This is a genomic window from Salinisphaera orenii subsp. halophila YIM 95161, from assembly GCF_003732545.1.
GTDB classification, from domain to species: domain Bacteria; phylum Pseudomonadota; class Gammaproteobacteria; order Nevskiales; family Salinisphaeraceae; genus Salinisphaera; species Salinisphaera orenii_A.
The window spans coordinates 61,527-79,563 of the sequence record NZ_AYKF01000099.1 but is presented as its reverse complement, the minus strand read 5'-3'; the positions used below and the strand labels follow the sequence as shown (position 1 = coordinate 79,563).

The 18,037-nt window shown below is 67.2% G+C and carries 16 protein-coding genes; 6 read left to right on the top strand and 10 right to left on the bottom strand.

What is annotated here, in order from left to right:
* Positions 1-2: 2 nt before the first annotated feature.
* From SAHL_RS12520 to SAHL_RS12490, 7 genes are all read right to left on the bottom strand, one after another.
* Positions 3-563, bottom strand: a complete 561-nt coding sequence (locus tag SAHL_RS12520) for a (2Fe-2S)-binding protein (protein WP_184947673.1) — start codon at positions 561-563, stop codon at positions 3-5.
* The gene (locus SAHL_RS12515) at positions 560-3,388 is read right to left on the bottom strand and encodes a xanthine dehydrogenase family protein molybdopterin-binding subunit (RefSeq protein ID WP_123591752.1); all 2,829 of its coding nucleotides are present in this window, start codon (positions 3,386-3,388) and stop codon (positions 560-562) included. The genes SAHL_RS12520 and SAHL_RS12515 overlap by 4 nt, the downstream gene beginning before the upstream one ends.
* 71 nt (positions 3,389-3,459) lie before the next feature.
* On the bottom strand, positions 3,460-4,815 hold the full coding sequence (locus tag SAHL_RS12510; RefSeq protein ID WP_123591751.1) for an 8-oxoguanine deaminase: 1,356 nt from the start codon (positions 4,813-4,815) through the stop codon (positions 3,460-3,462).
* Positions 4,816-4,839: 24 nt separating this feature from the next.
* Entirely contained in the window at positions 4,840-5,193 is a 354-nt protein-coding gene (gene uraH, locus SAHL_RS12505) for a hydroxyisourate hydrolase (RefSeq protein ID WP_123591750.1), read from the bottom strand.
* Positions 5,194-5,225: 32 nt separating this feature from the next.
* Positions 5,226-6,647 carry a nucleobase:cation symporter-2 family protein gene (locus SAHL_RS12500; protein ID WP_123591749.1) on the bottom strand — a complete coding sequence of 474 codons (1,422 nt, stop codon included), beginning with the start codon at positions 6,645-6,647 and terminating at the stop codon, positions 5,226-5,228.
* Positions 6,648-6,749: 102 nt separating this feature from the next.
* Positions 6,750-7,487: an aspartate/glutamate racemase family protein gene (locus SAHL_RS12495; RefSeq protein WP_123591748.1), complete on the bottom strand. Its 738-nt coding sequence runs from the start codon at positions 7,485-7,487 to the stop codon at positions 6,750-6,752.
* Between the two features lie 151 nt (positions 7,488-7,638).
* Complete coding sequence (locus SAHL_RS12490; protein WP_123591747.1) at positions 7,639-8,163, bottom strand: ureidoglycolate lyase; 525 nt, start codon at positions 8,161-8,163, stop codon at positions 7,639-7,641.
* A gap of 208 nt (positions 8,164-8,371) precedes the next feature.
* Here SAHL_RS12490 and uraD point away from each other — a divergent pair, with 208 nt between their 5' ends.
* Positions 8,372-8,929, top strand: coding sequence for a 2-oxo-4-hydroxy-4-carboxy-5-ureidoimidazoline decarboxylase (gene uraD / locus SAHL_RS12485; protein ID WP_123591746.1), 558 nt, complete (start codon positions 8,372-8,374; stop codon positions 8,927-8,929).
* Here the strand turns inward: uraD and puuE are convergent.
* The 3 genes from puuE to SAHL_RS12470 form a co-directional block, all read right to left on the bottom strand.
* A complete protein-coding gene (gene puuE / locus SAHL_RS12480) occupies positions 8,917-9,846 on the bottom strand; it encodes an allantoinase PuuE (protein ID WP_184947668.1) in 930 nt (309 codons plus the stop codon). The genes uraD and puuE overlap by 13 nt on opposite strands.
* A 260-nt stretch (positions 9,847-10,106) precedes the next feature.
* Positions 10,107-10,856 carry a GntR family transcriptional regulator gene (locus tag SAHL_RS12475; protein WP_123591745.1) on the bottom strand — a complete coding sequence of 250 codons (750 nt, stop codon included), beginning with the start codon at positions 10,854-10,856 and terminating at the stop codon, positions 10,107-10,109.
* A gap of 108 nt (positions 10,857-10,964) precedes the next feature.
* Complete coding sequence (locus tag SAHL_RS12470; RefSeq protein WP_221177951.1) at positions 10,965-11,954, bottom strand: IclR family transcriptional regulator; 990 nt, start codon at positions 11,952-11,954, stop codon at positions 10,965-10,967.
* A gap of 38 nt (positions 11,955-11,992) precedes the next feature.
* On the opposite strand from SAHL_RS12470, the gene bhcA reads away from it, so the two are divergent.
* From bhcA to SAHL_RS12445, 5 genes are read left to right on the top strand one after another with little or no spacing between them, the layout of a single operon-like run.
* On the top strand, positions 11,993-13,183 hold the full coding sequence (bhcA, locus tag SAHL_RS12465) for an L-aspartate--glyoxylate aminotransferase BhcA (protein ID WP_123591743.1): 1,191 nt from the start codon (positions 11,993-11,995) through the stop codon (positions 13,181-13,183).
* Positions 13,183-14,175, top strand: a complete 993-nt coding sequence (bhcB, locus tag SAHL_RS12460; protein ID WP_123591742.1) for a beta-hydroxyaspartate dehydratase BhcB — start codon at positions 13,183-13,185, stop codon at positions 14,173-14,175. Before bhcA ends, bhcB begins: the two co-directional genes overlap by 1 nt.
* A 46-nt stretch (positions 14,176-14,221) precedes the next feature.
* Positions 14,222-15,340: a DSD1 family PLP-dependent enzyme gene (locus SAHL_RS12455; RefSeq protein ID WP_123591741.1), complete on the top strand. Its 1,119-nt coding sequence runs from the start codon at positions 14,222-14,224 to the stop codon at positions 15,338-15,340.
* Between the two features lie 15 nt (positions 15,341-15,355).
* Positions 15,356-16,327: an iminosuccinate reductase BhcD gene (gene bhcD / locus SAHL_RS12450; RefSeq protein ID WP_123591740.1), complete on the top strand. Its 972-nt coding sequence runs from the start codon at positions 15,356-15,358 to the stop codon at positions 16,325-16,327.
* 7 nt (positions 16,328-16,334) lie between these two features.
* Positions 16,335-17,756 carry an OprD family outer membrane porin gene (locus SAHL_RS12445; RefSeq protein ID WP_123591739.1) on the top strand — a complete coding sequence of 474 codons (1,422 nt, stop codon included), beginning with the start codon at positions 16,335-16,337 and terminating at the stop codon, positions 17,754-17,756.
* Positions 17,757-18,037 lie beyond the last annotated feature (281 nt).

The window sequence follows — 18,037 nt, the reverse complement described above, 5'->3', positions numbered from 1 at the left end:
GATTAGCCCTCCTTGATGGTACCGGGGGTGGCGAGCACGGCGTCGCGCACGGCGCGGTAGTAGCGCACATAGCCGGTACAGCGGCACAGGTGATCCTCGAGCGCGTCGCTGATCGTGTCTTCGAGCGCCTCGCGCGCGACGGGTTCGCGCTGCAGCCGTTCCACGAGCACGGTCGCGGCGTTGACGAAACCCGGAGCGCAATAGCTGCACTGAAACGAGAAATGCTCGAGAAACTGCTGCTGGACTTCCGACAGCGAAGCGATTTCGCCGTCCTCATCGCGCTCGGCGTGGCCCTCGACCGTGCGGATGGACTTGCCTTCGAAGAAATGCGCGCCCGTGATGCAGGTGCGCCGTTCCTCGCTGGTGCCGTCCTCATGATCGACGATCACCGTGCAGGCGCGGCACAGGCCGATGCCGCAGCCATAGCGTGTCCCCGTGAGGTTGCGATACTCGTGCAGGTAATCGAGCATCATCAGTTCGTTGGGCACGTCCTCCACGGGTTGGCGGCGGCCGTTGATGGTGACGTGCAGCGGTGTGCTGGGAATACGATCGCGTTCGCTCACAGAACCTCCCGGATACGCTCGGGCGTGATCGGCAGCCGATGAAAATGATGATTGATGGCGTGCGCCACGGCGTTGCCGATGGCGCCGGCGACGGGGATCATCACCACCTCCGCGATGCCCTTCGGCGGGTCGGTACGCGACAGCGCCGGCAGAATCTCGGCCGTCTGCTTCCATACCGCGACTTCGCTGGCGCGCGGGATGTGGTAGCGATTGATGTTCCAGGTGCCGTTGCCCGGCCCGTCCTCGTAGAGCGGCATGTCCTCGTACAGCGCGTGGCCGATACCCATGGCCAGCCCGCCTTCGAGCTGGCCGTGGACCAGCTCCTCCACGATCGGATTGCCGCACTCGAGAAACGAGTGGTGGTCGAGCAGGCTCACCTCGCCGGTGCCGGTGTGAACCGCCAGTTCGACCAGCGTTCCGCAGGCGCTGTAATAGGTCACCCCGGCGTTGTTGCGCTGGGTCGACGGATAGTCGACGTTGCGCCGCTCGAGCCGATGAAAGCCGCGCGCGGTGTCCATCGCGGCTTTCTTGTCGGGTCCGGCGCCGCGGCCGTACTGCACCGCCAGTCCGTCGAGCGGCAGATTGTCGCTCGTGCCGTCGATATCGAAATCCGCTCGCGACCAGGCCCAGCGGTTGAAGGCGTGCGCCATCACGCCGGTCACGCGGCCGGCGGCGTGGGCGCGCTCGGCCAGAAACGCCAGTGACAGCGGTTCCATGCCGTTGGCCGTCAGCTTGCCGTTCTCCCAGCGCGCGTCGGCCTCGCGCAGGACATAGGGTCGCGCCTGGCCGCCGCCGATGCCGCGGCGCCAGTAGGCCTCGGCTTCCGGCCAGAGCGCGTGGCGGAATATCACCCGCGCGGCTTCGATGGTCGGAAACGACAGATAATAGGCGGAGTTGCTCGCGCTCGACGCCTGGATCAGCTGCGGCGTCCAGCGCGGATCCCGGGCCGCCTCGTCCTGCTCTGACTGACTGATCGTGTACGGACTGGCGGTCTCGAACATCGCGAGATCGGACCAGTCGGTCTGGGCCGTCTGCACTACGTCCGCCGCGCGACCCAGCCAGGCCGAAACCACGGCCGCCTGACTGGTGGAATAGCCGGTGCCCATTTCCGCACCGGTGTTGCGGATCTCGATTCGGCCGTCGGGCCGCAGCCGCACCTCCGAGAACACGCCCTCGGCGCCGTGTCCGAAGTCCTTCTGAACGCAGGCGAAGCCCACGCCGTAACGATGCTGCGGGTGGGCGGCCTCGTATTCGCGCTTGCGCGTCTCACGCTCACGCCAGATCGGGTGCTTTTCGGCGCGCTCGAGAATCTCGTCGCCGCGCAGGTGACCGGCGGGAATCGCCCCCTGGGTGTTCTTCATGCCCGACTTGAAGACGTTCGCGCGCCGCAGCGCCATCGGATCCTTGCCGATGGCGGCCGCGATCTCGTCGACCATGAGTTCGGTCGCCGCCATGGTCTGGATCGTGCCGTAGCCGCGCATGGAGCCGGCCTCGGGCATGCGCGAATACGCCGCCTTGGCGATGAGATCGCTGCTCGGCATGTAGTAGATGCCCTGCGCGGCCGTGGTGCCGACGAACGCCACCGAGTTGGAGAAATTCGCCCGGCCGCCGCCGTTGGCGGTCAGTTCCTGCTTGAAGACGCGGAACCGGCCGCTGTCGCGCTCGACCGCCAGCCGATTGCGGATCGTGAACGGATGTCGCTTCATCGTGGACTGGAACTGTTCGAAACGGTCGTTGGCCAGCCGCACCGGGCGGCCGTCGCCGTAGAGCGCGGCGATCAGGCCGTAGTAGGGAAAGATCGTGTTGTCCTTCGAGCCGTAACCGACCGTGTAGGTCGGGTGCAGGAAAAAGCGTGGCGACTCGAAGCCGGAATCCGACAGCATCGGCGTCATGCGCTTGACCATGTCCGCCGGGGACTGGCTGCCGCAGACCAGATGTACGTCGTGCGTGTCCGGGTCGTGCCAGGCGTTGGTGTTGTCCGCCTCCATGGCGAAATGGTCGATGTAGGGCGTTTGATACTCACCGTCAAAGACGAAGATGTCCTCGTCCGGCGAATCGAGCTGATCGGCCAGCTGCTGCGCATGATGCATGGCGCGCTCGCCGTCCTTGCCGTTCTCCAGCGCCTCGGGCCATACCGGGTGACGCTTGCGAAAGTCCGGGTACAGCACCGTCTCCTGCAGGGCCGAGAACACGTCCGGCGCATAGCCGTCCTCGCCGCCCACGCGGATATAGCGGAAGGCACCGTAGGGCGATTTTTCCGGGTAGCCGGTGGCCTCGCCGTAGACGACCGCCTCATCGGCGGCGCGAATGCGGTTCTTGGCCAGGCGGTAGCGCACGAAATCGTGGTAGATCAGCATCGCGACCGGATAGCCCAGATAGTCGGCCGTCTCGCCTTCCGAAAGGAAGAACGGCGCGCCGTAGAACACCGGCACCTCGATGCCGTCGCGCGCCATGTCCTGTGCCGTGACCACGCGGTCGGGTTCGAGGCCGGCGTCTTCCAGGGCCGACAGGTCGATGCCCGTGAAGCGGGCGTCGCAGCGCGTCGCGCGCAGAATGAAGGCGTGGGACTGCTGATCGGGCCAGTGCGGCATGTCGCGGGCGCGAATGTCGCGCGCGAATACCTTGGAGCCGGTCACCTTGGCGATGCCGTCCAGGCGGAACCGCATGCCCTCGCCCGCGCGCCAGACGTCGTCGGTCGGCGCCAGCACCTTGTCCTCGAACAGAGAGGCGAACGCCGGACTGCCGAGGTTGGCCACGTAGACACTCACCCCGGCGATCACCGATCGCTTGAGGAATCGTCTGCGGGAAGCGTCGAAGGTCGTCATCGGTTCGGCCCTCCGATGGTCGTTGCGGGCTGTCTGTCCTGATTCACTGAAAACATCTCCTGCGCTTGCGTCTAGCCGTCGACCAGCCGTGTCGCGATGGCGTTGTGTTCGCGTACGAGCGCCGGCAGATCCACGCCCAGCAGTTCACCCCGATGCACGCGCAGCCGGCCGTTGATGAGACTGAGATCCACGCGCGGCGGCAGGCAGAAGACAAGCGCGGCCAACGGATCGTGAACGGCGCCGCCGGCCAGCGGCAGACTGTCCAGCCGATAGCCGACGATGTCGGCGGCCATGCCCGGCGCGAGCTGCCCGATATCGCCGCGTCCGAGCACTTCGGCGCCGCCGCGCGTGGCCAGCCGCAGCGTATCGCGGGCCGAGAGCGCGTCCGGGCCATTGGCCAGGCGCTGCAGCAGCATCGCCTGGCGCGCTTCGCTGAGCATGTGCGAGGAATCGTTGGACGCCGAGCCGTCGACGCCCAGCCCGACCCGGGCACCGGCCTGCTGCAGGGCCTTGATCGGTGCGATGCCGGAGGCCAGACGCATGTTGGAGCTCGGGCAATGGGCGACGCCGCAGCGATGGGCCCCCAGCCGATCGATCTCGGCGGCATGCGGATGCACCATGTGCGCGAACCAGACGTCGTCGCCGACCCAGTCGTTGGCCTCCGCGTATTCCACCGGCGTCTGCCCGAACTGGGCGCGGCAGTAGTCTTCCTCGTCGCGGGTTTCGGCCAGGTGGGTGTGCATGTGCACGCCGTAGGAGCGGCCCAGACGCGCGGTCTCGCGCATGAGATCCGTCGACACCGAGAACGGCGAGCACGGCGCCAGCACGATCCGCGTCATCGCGCCGTCGCGGTCGTCGTGATGGGTCTCGATCACGCGCTGCGAGTCCTCGAGAATGAAGTGTTCATCCTCGACCGCGTGGTCCGGAGGCAGCCCGCCGGCGCTCTCGCCCACCGACATCGACCCGCGCGAGGCATGAAAGCGAAACCCCATCTCCGCCGCGGCGGCGATCTGATCGTCGATGCGTGCGCCGTTGGGCCAGATATAGGTGTGATCCGCGGCCGTGGTGCATCCCGAGAGCATCAGTTCGGCGATCGCCACACGGGTCGCGATCTCGATCGCGCGCCCGTCCATGCGTGCCCAGATCGGGTAATGGGCGACCAGCCAGTTGAAGAGATTGCTGTCCTGGCCCGCCGGCAGATTGCGGGTCAGCGTCTGATAGAAATGATGATGCGTGTTGACCATGCCCGGAATCAGGATATGGCCGCTCGCGTCGATCACCTCGTCGAACGGGCCCTCGCCCGCGACATCCGCACCGATCGCCTCGATGCGATTGTCGCGGATGCGGATGTCGGCGTCATGGAACAGCCGGTCGGCGTGGTCGCAGGTGGCGATCACCGAGGCGTTGCGGATCAGCGTCGTTGCCATAAGTCGTTCTCGCGGTCGGAAATACTAGCTGCCACGATAGGTGCTGTAGCCGTAGGGCGAGACCAGCAGCGGCACGTGGTAATGCTCATCTTCGTGGGCGATGCCGAAACGAATGACGATCTCGTCGAGAAACGCGGGATCGTCGAGCGCCTCCCGCCGCTGCGCGAAGTAGGCGCCGACCCGCAAGATCAGTTCGTAGCGGCCGGCGGTGAATTCGGCGCCCTCGAGCAGGGGCGCGTCGCAACGGCCGTCGGCGTTGGTCGTGCGTTCGACGAGCACGGCGGCGTCGCCGGGCGCGAGACGCCGCAGCGTGAGGTCGATACCCGCCCCCGGGCAGCCGTTGGCGGTATCGAGTACGTGCGTCGTGAGATAACCCATCGATCAAGACTCCTGTGCAGTGTTTGGCGGCATCAACGGGGGCCCGGCGAGCCGTGTTCCGGCGTCGTGGCTTCGGCCTGGTCCTCGGCCGCGGATTCGAGTTCGGCGCGTTCCGCGGCCGCGTCGATGTCGTCGGTGCGGCCGTTGAGCGCGCGGTTGGTGATCACGGCCGCCACGGATGTCAGAAGGATGCCGCTGTGCACGATCGGCGCGGTCCACTGCGGCAGCGCGGCGAAGAAGTCGGGGGCCGCCAGCGGGATCATCCCGCAACCGAGCGACACCGCGATCACGAGCTGGTTGTTCCGCTGCGACAGATCGGTCTTGCTGAGGATGTTCAGACCGGCCGCGGCCACCATGCCGAACATCACCAGGCCGGCGCCGCCCAGCACGGGCTTGGGTATCGAGGCGACGACGAACGCCGCCTTGGGGAACAGGCTCAGCAGCAGCAGGATGACACCCGAGACGACGGTGACATAGCGGCTGGTGACGCCGGTCATGCCGACGAGCCCGATGTTCTGCGAGAACGACGTATGCGGAAAGCCGTTGAACACGCCGGATATGAGCGTGGCCGCCCCGTCGCCGTAGAGGCCGCGGCTGAGCCGGCGTCGATCGACCGGTTTGCCCACCATTTCGCCGAGCGCCAGGAACATGCCGGTGGATTCCACCAGCGTCACCACCATGATGATGCACATGGCCAGCACGCCGGAGATCGGGAATTCGAGCATGCCGAAATGCAGCGGTGTCACCACCTCCATCCAGTTGCGGCCATCGAGCCCCGCGAGATCCACCTGCCCCAGCAGCGCCGCGGCGATATAGCCGATGCCGAGCCCGAGCAGCACGGAGACATTGACCCACATGCCGCGACCGAAGCGGTTGATCAGCAGGATCACGGCGAGCACGAACAGCGCCAGGCCGAGATGGATCGGCGCCCCGAAGTTCTCGGCATTGGCGCCGCCGCCCGCCCACTTGATCCCGACCGGCAGCAGCGACAGACCGATCGAGGTGATGACCGTGCCCGTGACCAGCGGCGGGAAGAACTTCAGCAGACGCGTGAAGTAAGGCACCAGCAGCAGGCCGAACACCCCCGAAGCGAACGTGGCGCCGAAGATGCCGGCGATGCCGATCTGGCCGCCCGAGGCCATGGCCACCATCGGCCCAACGGTCACGAAGCTCGAGCCCATGACCACCGGCATGCGGATACCGACCATCGAGACACCGAGCGACTGGATCAGCGTGCCCACGCCCGCGCAGAGCAGATCCGCCATGATCAGATAGGAGATCTCGCTGCGCGGCAGTTCCAGGGCATAGCCGACGATGAGCGCCACGGCAACCGAGCCGGCGTACATGACGAGCACATGCTGCAGCCCCGTCAGAACGAGTTCGTGCAGGGGCAGTTTCTGGTCGGCGGCGCAGGCGGCCTCGTTCGGCGGTGCGTCCGATCGCTTCGATGACATCAGCTCTCCTCCTCGCGTGTCTTGTCGTGATCGACCGCCATACACGCGGCCGATCGTCGGGACCGCAGGCCCTCTATTTCTTCGTGTACGGGCACGTGGCGGTCAGTTCCTGGACGCCGGACGTCCCGGCGGCCAATTCTTGAAGTGTTTTGGGCGCGGCGGCGCAAAGGCGCCTGCCTTGGACGTGCGCAGACCCAGCCGGACAAGCGACTCCGCCACGGTCACCGCGGCGGCGACGCCGTCGACCACGGGGACGCCGACGCGCGCGACCACCCGCGCCTGCAGATCCGCCATGCCGGCGCAGCCGAGACAGACCACCTCGGCACGATCCCGAGCGACGACGTCCTCGCAGCAGGCGACAATGGCCTCGAGCGCCGCGGCGGGATCGCGTTCCAGTTCGAGCACCCCCAGGCCGGTCGCGCGTACCGAGGCACAGCGGGCCGCCAGGCCCGCGAGCGTGAGGCGATCCTCGATCAGCGGCACCGCGCGTTCCAGGGTGGTCACGACCGAATAGCGACGGCCGAGAAACTGGGCCGTGCTGGCGGCCGCTTCGGTGATATCCACCACCGGCACGTCGAGCAGTTCCTGCAGCCCTTCTCGACCGTGTTCGCCGTAACCCGCCTGGATCACCGCATCGAACGGTTCGCGAAAGGCCCGCACCGCCTCCATGACCGCGACCGCCGCCAGGTGGCTTTCGTAGTTGCCTTCCACCGACTCCGCGCCGAAATCCGGGGTGAGCGGCACGATGTCGGTGCCGGGGGCCGCGACCGCGGCCGCCTGCCGTCCGATCGCGCCGGTCATCGACTCGGTGGTGTTCACGTTGACTACGAGAATGCGCATGCGTGGCTCCGGACAATCCACCGGGGGCATGCGCCGGCGGGCGGGGGGCGACGGCTGCGAGTCGCCGCGCGGCCCGCCGCCAGGCGGCCGATCCGCCGGTCCGAACGACCTCGCGGTCTGAAAACCAGGCCCATTGCGCGCGGGCCGCGGGTCACGGCCGTACCGCCCGATGGATCTCGACGGGGCCGTCCGGGATGGGGATCTCCTCGCAGTTCGCGCCGGGGCCCTGACGATCCACGATCAGAAAGTCGGCGTCGGCTTCGAGCGCGATCATGGGGTGATGCCAGATGCCCTTGTGGTAGTTCACGCCCTGGCCGTAGCCGCCCACGAAAGCGCGCAGGGCATCGCGCGGCGGCGCCTCCCGTCCACCCGCGACCACGACCAGAAACGGGTGGCCCGACAGCGGCATGAAGATCTGACTGCCCAGCGGATGCCGCTCCAGCAGGCGTAGTGCCACCGGTGACTCTTCCGCCTGCACATGCGCGAGGCTGATCTGAACCCGGCCCTGTCGATCGGTGACATCGACATCCGCCAGATCGTGATACCGCCGCGCCCAGCCCTGATTCATCGGCACCGCCTCGTGGCCGGCCGTCTCGATCACGTCGCCATAGGGCGCGAATGCCGATGCCGTGAGCGGCTCCGCCTCGATTACATGCGTTTCGGCCCGGCTGTTCATTGTTGAGGTCTCTTCTGCGCGTCCGTCGATGCTCGTGTTGGATCCGCCCGACACGGATTCGCACAACGGGAGCGGAATATTCGTTACAAGTCGTATCGCGTTTATGAATACACGTCAAACGATCGATGAGATACAATCGTATATCAAATTGGATACATATTGGCGGCACACACTGTGTCGCCGATCCGCAAAACCAGGGAGATTTCGCATGACGCAGCCGACGCCCGGCGCCATTCAGGCGCCCAGCACCATGGATGAAGCGTGTTTCGTCGCGCATTTCGGCGCGATCTACGAACATTCACCCTGGGTGGCGCGCCGCACATGGCAGCGCGGCCTGGGCCGCGAGCACGACGCCGTCGACGCCCTTGCCGGTGCACTGGCCGCTGAAGTCGAAGCCGCGGATACCGAGGCCCAGCTGCGCCTGATTCGCGCCCATCCCGATCTCGGCGGGCGTGCCGGACTCGCGGGCGAGCTGACCCCCGAGTCGGCTCGCGAACAGGCCGGCGCCGGGCTCGATGCCTGCACTCCGGCCGAATACGATCGACTGCAGTCGCTGAATACGGCCTATACCGAGACCTTCGGCTTTCCTTTCGTCGTCGCGGTCAAGGGACTGACGCGGGAGGACATCCTCCAGGCGATGGCCCAGCGTCTCGAAAACACACCCGAGGTCGAGCGCCGGCGCGCGCTGGACGAAATCCACCGCATCGCCCGTTTCCGGCTGGAGGCCCTCGCCGGCCCGGCGTTTCCCCTCGATCAACCGGCGTAGGGATGCTCCGCGCGCCAATGGCGCGCGATCTGGTCGCGTCGGGCGATCCACACGCCCGCGTGTGACCGCACGTAATCGAGAAAACGCGCGAGCGCGGCGGCTCGGCCGGGATGGCCGGCCACGCGCCCGTGCAGCCCGACCGACATCATCTTGGGCGCGGTCTCGCCCTCGGCATAGAGCGTGTCGAACGTGTCCTTCAGATAAGCGTAGAACTGGTCGCCCGAGTTGAATCCCTGGGGCGCGACGAAGCGCATGTCGTTGACGTCGAGCGTATAGGGCACGATCAGTTGCGGCGCGCCGTCGACCCGCTCCCAGTACGGCAGATCGTCGGCGTAGGAGTCGGCGTCGTAGAGAAAGCCGCCGTGCTCGGCGACGAGCCGCCGCGTGTTCGGGCCGCAACGGCCGGTGTACCAGCCGACCGGCCGCTGCCCGGTCATGCGCTCGATCGATTCGACCGCCAGCCGGACATGGTCGCGCTCGGTCGCTTCGTCGACATACTGGTAGTCGATCCAGCGCCAGCCGTGCGCGGCGATCTCGAAATCCGCCGCCACCATGGCGCGTGCGGCCTCCGGGTTGCGCTCCAGCGCCATGCCGACCGCGAACACGGTGGCGGGCAGGCCGCGCTCGGTGAACAGCCGGTACAGCCGCCAGAACCCCGCACGGCTGCCGTATTCATAGAGCCATTCCATGCTCATGTGGCGCACGCCCTCGCGGGCGTCGGTTCCGACCATCTCGGACAGGAAGCTCTCGGAGGCGGCGTCGCCGTGGAGGATGTTGTTCTCCGCGCCCTCCTCGTAGTTGATCACGAACTGGACGGCCAGGCGCGCCCCGCCCGGCCATCGCGGGTCCGGCGGATGCGCGCCGTAACCGACCATGTCGCGCGGGTAGTCGGGCGAAATCCTGTCGTCGGTATTCATCGCTGGTGCTCCTCGTCGATAGTCCGCCCCGACGCGCGGCGCTCGCACAGGTTTCGGACGTACTCATGTGTCGTGAAAAATCGTGTCAGTGCGGGACCGCTCGCAGGCCGGCCGCGGGATCGGCAACGACCCCGGGCCGATGGCGTTTCCGGCCCATCGGATCGCGCGGTTCCGGCAGAGGCGTCCTCTAGGCCGCATTCCGAGCGCCGCGCGACGAAAAAAGGCAAGCCGATGCGGGGCGAACCGCCCGTCGGCATGCCTCAGGCGGTGCTGTCGAGATCCGTGGAAAAGATCTCGCGCAGATCGATCTCGCGATTGCGCTGCTCCAGCCCCAGCCGCTGTTCGCAGGCGCGCAGATGATCGACCATCGCGGTCACCGCGGCCTCCACATCGCTGCCGGTGAGAATATCCAGCAACTCGGCGTGTTCGTCGTGCGTGCAGGCCGTGCGCTGCATCGGCTCGTACAGCCCGATGATCAACGAGGTGCGTCCGATCAGCTCCTTGAGGAACGACTTGAGCACCTGATTGCCCGCGATGTCGGCGATCTCGAGATGAAAGGCGCCGGAATAGCGGATCCAGTTGCGGCGCGCGCTGTCCTGATGCGCGGCGTGATCCTTGTCCACCAGACGCGCCAGGCGATCGCGATGCTCCGGCGTCATGCGCGGCACCGCGGCCTCGACGCTGGCGGCCTCGATGACGCGCCGGGCGGCGAAGACTTCACGCGCCTCTTCGACGCTGGGGCTCGCGACCATCGCGCCGCGGTTGGGGCGAATATCCACGAGCTTCTCGCTGGCCAGACGGAAGAGCGCCTTGCGCACCACCGTCCGGCTCACGGAAAAGATCTCGCCGAGATTGTCTTCCGGGAGCTTGGTGCCGGAAGGCAGTCGCTGCTCGAATATCGCATCCGCAATGGCGCGATAGATGCCCTGATCGGTCGAGCCGCCGCTCTCGCCCTCCAGCGCTGCGGCGTGATCGACCGGCGCGGCACGGGTTCGTTTCGTTCCTGCCATCTGCGATGCTCCTGTTACGCGTCCACGCGGTTCAGATTACGGAAGCGGCCACGTTGTATCAATAAAAGCGCTTTTTTGTATCCTATCAATGAAACGACGGGACGCGCATCAACCAGAAGACGGGCGCCGGCCGCCGATATGCGCGGTGACGCGCGCGGCCGCCGCATGTACGGCGTGGCCCAGCGGTTCGATGGCCGCATCGTCGATGCGCGCCGTCGGTCCGGAGACCGATAGCCCCGCGATCGCCTCTTCGAAGACATTGAAGATCGGCGCGGCAATGCATCGCATGCCCGGATGCCGTTCCTCGTCGTCGACGGCCCAACCCCGCCTGCGGATGCCGTCCAGCGCGGCGTGAAGCGCTGAAGCGCTGGTGATCGTGTTGGCCGTGAAACGCGGCCAGGGTTGGTCGCCGAGCATCCGTTCCGCACGTTCCGGTGGCATATGGGCCAGCAGCGCCTTGCCGATGCCGGACGCCTGGGGCAGCCCCCGTGTACCGGGCGGGAGAAAGGCGCGGATCGGGGCCCGCGTCTCGACCTGCGAGACGTGGACGACGTCGTGCCGTTCTATCACCGCGATGTTGCTGGTCTCACCCGTCTGGTCGGTCAGTTCCCGCATGGCCTGACGGCCGGCCTCGAGGTAGTCGCTGCGGCGCGCATAGGCATGGCCGATGCAGAAGGCCTCGACCCCGATCGACCATGTCTGTGCTGCGGCGTCGAAATCGACCAGGCCACGGCCGCGCAGCGTTTCCAGAACGCGATGCGCCGTCGACGGTGCCATGTCCGAGGCCGCCGCGAGCACCTTCAACGTCGCCGCGCCCTCTTCGGCCACCCGCTCTAACAGGGCCAGTCCTCGATCCAGGGCCTTGATCCGGACAGCCCCCGTATCGCTCGCGGGTTGCGCACGGGGGCGACCGCGGGCGCGCGCTGGAGGCCTATCACTCATGCCGCTGCCGTTCGATGCCTGTCTTGGTCCGCCGAATTTTTCGCGCGCGTGGCCCGAGCACGGCATGTGTCGGCGGTTTTTCCATGAAATCAGACATTTGTATTTTTCCGCTCGATTTGTACCAAATTGTAGCATTTGATTGAATACATATCGCATCGGCTCTAGAGTTGAACAAAACAACGCGAGGAGAACCGATGCGCACCCAGAATCCCGTATTCATCCCGGGGCCGACGAACATGCCGGATCGCCTTCGACACGCGATGGACACGCAGACCGTGGACCATCGGGCCCCGGATTTCGCCCGTCGCTTCCTGCCGTTGCTGGAGGATCTGAAGACGGTGTTCGGCACGCAGCTCGGCGAGGTGCTGCTATTCCCCGCCACCGGGACCGGCGGCTGGGAGACGGCGGTGACGAACACGCTGTCGCCGGGTGACGAGGTGCTCGCGGCCCGGCACGGGATGTTCTCGCAGCGATGGATCGACCTGTGCCGCCGGCAGGGCCTGTATGTCCACGCCGTCGAGGGCCAGTGGGGTGAAGGCGTGCCCGTCGACGAATACGCACGGATTCTGGCTGCGGATAGCGATCATCGGATCAAGGCCGTTCTGGCCTGCCACAACGAGACCGCCACCGGCGTCACCAGCGACATCGCCGCCGTGCGGGCCGCGCTGGAGAAGGCCGACCACCCGGCCCTGCTGTTCGTCGACGGCGTGAGCTCGATCGCGAGCATGGACTTCCGCATGGATGAGTGGGGCGTGGACGTCGCCGTCACGGGGTCGCAGAAAGGCTTCATGCTCGGTGCAGGGCTCGCGATCCTGGCGTTCAGCCCGCGCGCGATCGCCGCCTGCCGCGACGCCCGCTGTCCGCGGGCCTATTTCGACGTGGAGGCGATGCGCGAGGCCAACCGCGCCGGCAGTTTCCCCTATACCCCGCCGGTGGGCCTGATCAACGGGCTGGCGGAGAGCGTCTCGCTGCTGCTGGACGAGGGGCTGCCGCGCGTGTTCTCGCGGCACCATCGCATCGCCGAGGGCGTACGCCGGGCGGTCGACGCCTGGGGCCTGAGCCTGTGCGCCCGGCGCCCCGCGCTCTACTCCGACACCGTCACGGCGATTCGGGTGCCGCGCGGCTTCGATTCGAACGCGCTCGTGCACCACGCCTACGAGCACTACGGCGTGTCGTTCGGCGCGGGCCTGGGCGAAGTCGCGGGCAAGGTCTTTCGCATCGGCCACCTGGGCGACATGACCGACGTCATGGCGCTGTCGGGGCTGGCCACCGCGGAAATGGCGATGGTCAATCTCGGCTACCCGGTGACGCTCGGCTCGGGCGTCGCCGCGGCCCAGCGCTACTACAGCGCGACCCGCAATCGCTGGAAGCGGGAGGTGGCGTGATGGATTCGCCTCTGGCCCGCGGCGCCGCCAACGCCGACGCCGCACCGACCCATGACGATGTCCAGGCCGCACACAGGCGGATCGCTGACTGGATTCACCGGACGCCGGTGCTGACCAGCGCGACGCTCGATCGCATGAGCGGCGCCGAGCTGTTCTTCAAATGCGAGAACTTTCAGAAGGCCGGTGCCTTCAAGGCGCGCGGGGCGACCAACGCCGTGTTCAGCCTCGATGAGGCCGCGGCCGCCCGAGGCGTGGCGACGCATTCGAGCGGCAATCACGCCCTGTCGCTGTCGCGTGCGGCGGCCTGCCGGGGCATTCCCTGCACCGTGGTCATGCCACGCACGGCGCCGAAAGCCAAGATGGATGCCGTCCGTGGCTACGGCGGCGAAATCGTGATCTGCGAACCAAGCCTCGAGGCACGCGAGCGCACCCTGGAATCGATCGTATCGCGATCGGGCGCGAGTTTCGTGCATCCCTACAACGATGCCCGCGTGATCGCCGGCCAGGGCACCTGTGCCCGCGAACTGCTCGAGCAGGCCGGCGAGCTCGACGCCGTGGTCGCACCGATCGGCGGTGGCGGCATGATCAGCGGTACGTCACTGACCTGCGCCGCCCTCACCCCGGAGACGCGGGTCTTCGCCGCCGAGCCCGAACAGGCCGACGACGCCTGGCGCTCGCTACGGGCGGGCCGAATCATCGAGGACGACGCGCCGGATACCGTCGCCGACGGATTACGGGTATCGCTGCGACCGCTGACCTGGCACTTCGTCCATCGCCATGTCGCCGACATCCTCCTCGCCAGCGAGACCGACATCGTGGACGCCATGCGTCTGATCTGGCAGCGCATGAAGATCGTCGTCGAACCGTCCAGCGCGGTGGCGGTGGCCGCCATCCTCAACAACCCGAGCGTATTCGCCGGCCGGCGTGTCGGCGTGGTGCTGACCGGCGGCAACGTCGATCTCGACAAGCTGCCGTGGACGCAGCCCGTCTAGCACCCGCTTCCATCACAAGAAAAACCACTGCATACGAGGAGATCTCATGCCCGTGAACATCCCCGCCGACGTCGGCGCAGGCATCGAGGCTATCGATACGCCCTGCCTGCTCATCGATCTCGACGCCTACGAACGCAACATCCAGCGCATGGCGCGCTTCATTCGCGACCACGACCTGCGCCACCGGGCGCACGCCAAGACCCATAAATCCGCCGATATCGCCCACGACCAGATGGCGGCGGGTGCCGTCGGCGTGTGCTGTCAGAAAGTCAGCGAGGCCGAGGCCCTCGTGCACGGCGGCGTACGCGACGTGCTCGTATCCAACGAAGTGGTCAATCCGCACATGATCGAACGCCTGGCGGCCATGGCCCGGCAGGCGCGCGTACTGGTCTGTGCCGATGACCCCGCGAACGTCGACGCGCTGGCAGCCGCCGCCGCACGCTACGACGCGAGGCTGGAAGTGCTGGTGGAGATCGATGTCGGCGCCGGTCGCTGCGGTGTCGCCCCGGGGGCGCCGGCCGCGGCCCTGGCCGAGCGGATCGATGCCGCACCGCATCTGGCATTCGCCGGCCTGCAAGCCTACGAGGGCAAGGCGCAGCACGTGCACGACTTCAACGAACGGCGGGCGCGCATCGACGAGGCGATCGCGCGGACGCGGGACACCGTCGAGCGCCTGGAGCAGGCCGGACTCGCCTGCGACATCGTCGGCGGCGCCGGTACCGGCACCTACGCATTCGAAGGCGGCAGCGGCGTCTATAACGAACTCCAGTGCGGCTCGTACATCTTCATGGACGCCGACTACCAGCGCATCGCCATGGCCGACGGCCGGCCGATCGACGACTTCGAGAACAGTCTGTTCCTCTACACCACGGTCATGAGCAAGACCAAGGCCGACAAGGCCATCTGCGACGCCGGCCTGAAGGCCCAGAGCGTGGATTCCGGGCCGGCCGTGGTTTTCGGTCGCGACGATATCGAATACATCGGCGCCTCCGACGAGCACGGCGTGATCCGGGACCCGGACAACGTGCTGCGGCTGGGCGACAAGCTGCGCCTGGTGCCGGGCCACTGCGACCCGACGGTGAATATTCACGACTGGTATGTCGGGGTGCGCGGCCGCGTGGTGGAACGCCTGCTGCCGGTCACCGCCCGCGGCATGTGCCTCTGAGCGGAGCCGTAGATCATGCTGATCATCGATGAACAGACCGCCGGCGACCTGCTGGACGCACAACAGGCGTTTCACGCCGTCGAGGAGACGTTCGCCGCCATGGCGCGTGGCCAGGCGCGCAACTTCCCCGTGGTGCGGGAGGCGCTGGGCCATGCGGACGCGCTCTACGGCTTCAAGTCCGGGTTCGACAGCGCGGGCGCGACGCTCGGACTCAAGGCCGGCGGCTACTGGCCGCACAACGCCGAACACGGGCTGACCAACCATCAGTCGAGCGTGTTTCTCTTCGATCCGGATACCGGCCGCCCGACCGCGATGGTGTCGGGCAACCATCTGACCGCGATGCGCACCGCCGCCGCCTGCGCCGTTTCCATACGGCATCTGGCCCGGACGGACGCCGACACCCTCGGCATCGTGGGGGCCGGCCATCAGGCCGTCTATCAACTGCGCGCGGCCGCAGCCCAGCGCCGTTTCGAGCGGGTTGTGGCCTGGAATCGTACCCCGGGCCGGCTCACCGAGCTGGCCGCGGTGGCCGAGGCGCTCGGCCTGGCTTTCGAGACACCGCCGCTGCATCGCCTCGGCCACGAGGCGGACGTGATCGTGACCATCACATCGTGTCACGAGCCGCTGCTGATGGCCGAGCACGTCGGCCCGGGCACGCACCTGGCCTGCATGGGCACCGACACGGCGGGCAAGCAGGAGATCGATCCGCTGATCCTCCAGCAGGCCCGGGTCTTCACCGACGAGGTCGCCCAGGCGGTAGGCCTGGGTGAATGCCAGCACGCGGTGGATGCCGGCCAGCTTGCCGTGGAGCGCATCCAGGCGTTGGGCGACGTGGTCACCGGCCAGTGCGCGGGCCGAACCGCCGCCGGCGACATCACCGTATTCGACGGCACGGGCGTCGGTCTGCAGGACCTGGCGGTGGCCCGACGCGTCGCGGCACGGGCCCTCGAGGCGGGCCGTGGCCAGCACATTCATTTCGGCCATTGAGGGCGCCATGATTCTTGAACGAACACCCGTGTATCGCCGCGGCGGCGATCGAGCCCGATGCAACGCCGGCATGCCGCTGCGCGAGCTGGCGTATACGCTCGCGCTCCTGATCGCGACGGGCACGCTCGGCGCGGCACATGCGGCGGAGACCGCCAACTCGACGCGGGCCGACAAGCCCGCACAGAATGCGAGAGCCGACGAGACGGCGCCGGCGAAAGAGGCCTCGACCGAGCACACCGACGATCCGCAGTCGCTGCGCAAGATGTTCACGCAGGGGGATTTTGACGGCGAACTTCGCCTGCTTTACTTCACCAATCGCAACGCCTTCTTCGCCGAGGACGTGGACCGGAAGACCGCCACGGTCGGCGGCCACCTGGGATTCACCAGCGCGTCGCTGCACGGCTTTTCCCTGCGTGTGAGCGCCTATGCCCAGCGCGGCATCGACCACGCCGGCGACCCCGCGGAGCGCAACCGCGACCTCGGGCCGGATCTGTCGACGCTGGGCGAAGCCTATGTTCAGTGGCGGGGCCGTGACTTTCGTGTCCGCGCCGGCAACCAGGCCCTCGATGCGCCGTTCACGGCGACCTACGATTACCGGATCATTCCCCAGCTCTATCAGGGCGTGTCCGCGCGCTGGGGCGATGACACGCGGTTTCTGACCGCGATGCGCATGTTTCGCTACAAGTCCCGGATCAGCGACTCCTTCGGCAAGACCACCAACTACAACCGCGAGTTCGAACCCTTCGCACCGAATACCGAGGCCCGCACCGACGGCTTCTGGGCCGTGGGTGCAGGCGACACCGTGACGGCGGGGCCCGCCGAGTTCGCCGGGCAGGCCTGGTACTTCGAGTACAAGGACTACGCCCGGATGTTCTACACCGAAGGCCGGATTTCCGAAGCCGAGGGTGACTGGAGGCCGTTTCTCGGCCTCCAGTACATCCGCGAGACCGAGGACGGGCGCGCCCTGGTCGGCGAGGTCGATCATCGCACCTACGGCGCTCAGCTCGGCCTCGAACACGGCTCGCTGACCGCGACACTGAACTACGACGCGATCCCCAGCGAACCGGATACCTATCTCAACGGTGCGCTGGTGACGCCCTACGCGCATAACGAAGCCTCCGGCCCCCTGTTCGCCCAGCCGTTTCTGACCAGCACGCAGGATCTCGGCTCGGGTGACGCCTACGCCGCCGAAATCAAGGGGGCGCCGCTGGCCGATACCGTACTCGGCGCGCGCTACTCGTACATGGATCTCACGCCGGCCGCGGGCGCCGGCTCGATCGATCAGTCCGAGTATCTGATCTACGGCATCTACCAGTTCGACGGTGCGCTTTCGGGGCTCAGCATCGCCGACTTCATGGCCTACCAGAGCCAGCCCGGGCAGCCACACGACTTCTGGGAAAACCGGCTGAAACTGAGCTACTCGTTCTGACCAAACGGCGGCGCGGTTGCCGGCTCAGGCCGATGCCGGCCCCTGTGCCGAACGGCCTCAGTCGTAAAGTTACAACAGCAATTCGGCCGGTTTGTATCCAAACCAAAGACCATTTAGTATCCCGACACGGCACCGGCGCGAGGACGCCGGGCCGGGATCCGACCCATCCAACTGGCACGTAAGTCGCACCACGAGCGGTACGCGGTGACGCAGCCAGGCCACCGGATCGACCCCCAGTCGACCCGGTCTTTCTCCAAGTTGAAACCAACCAACAATTGCCG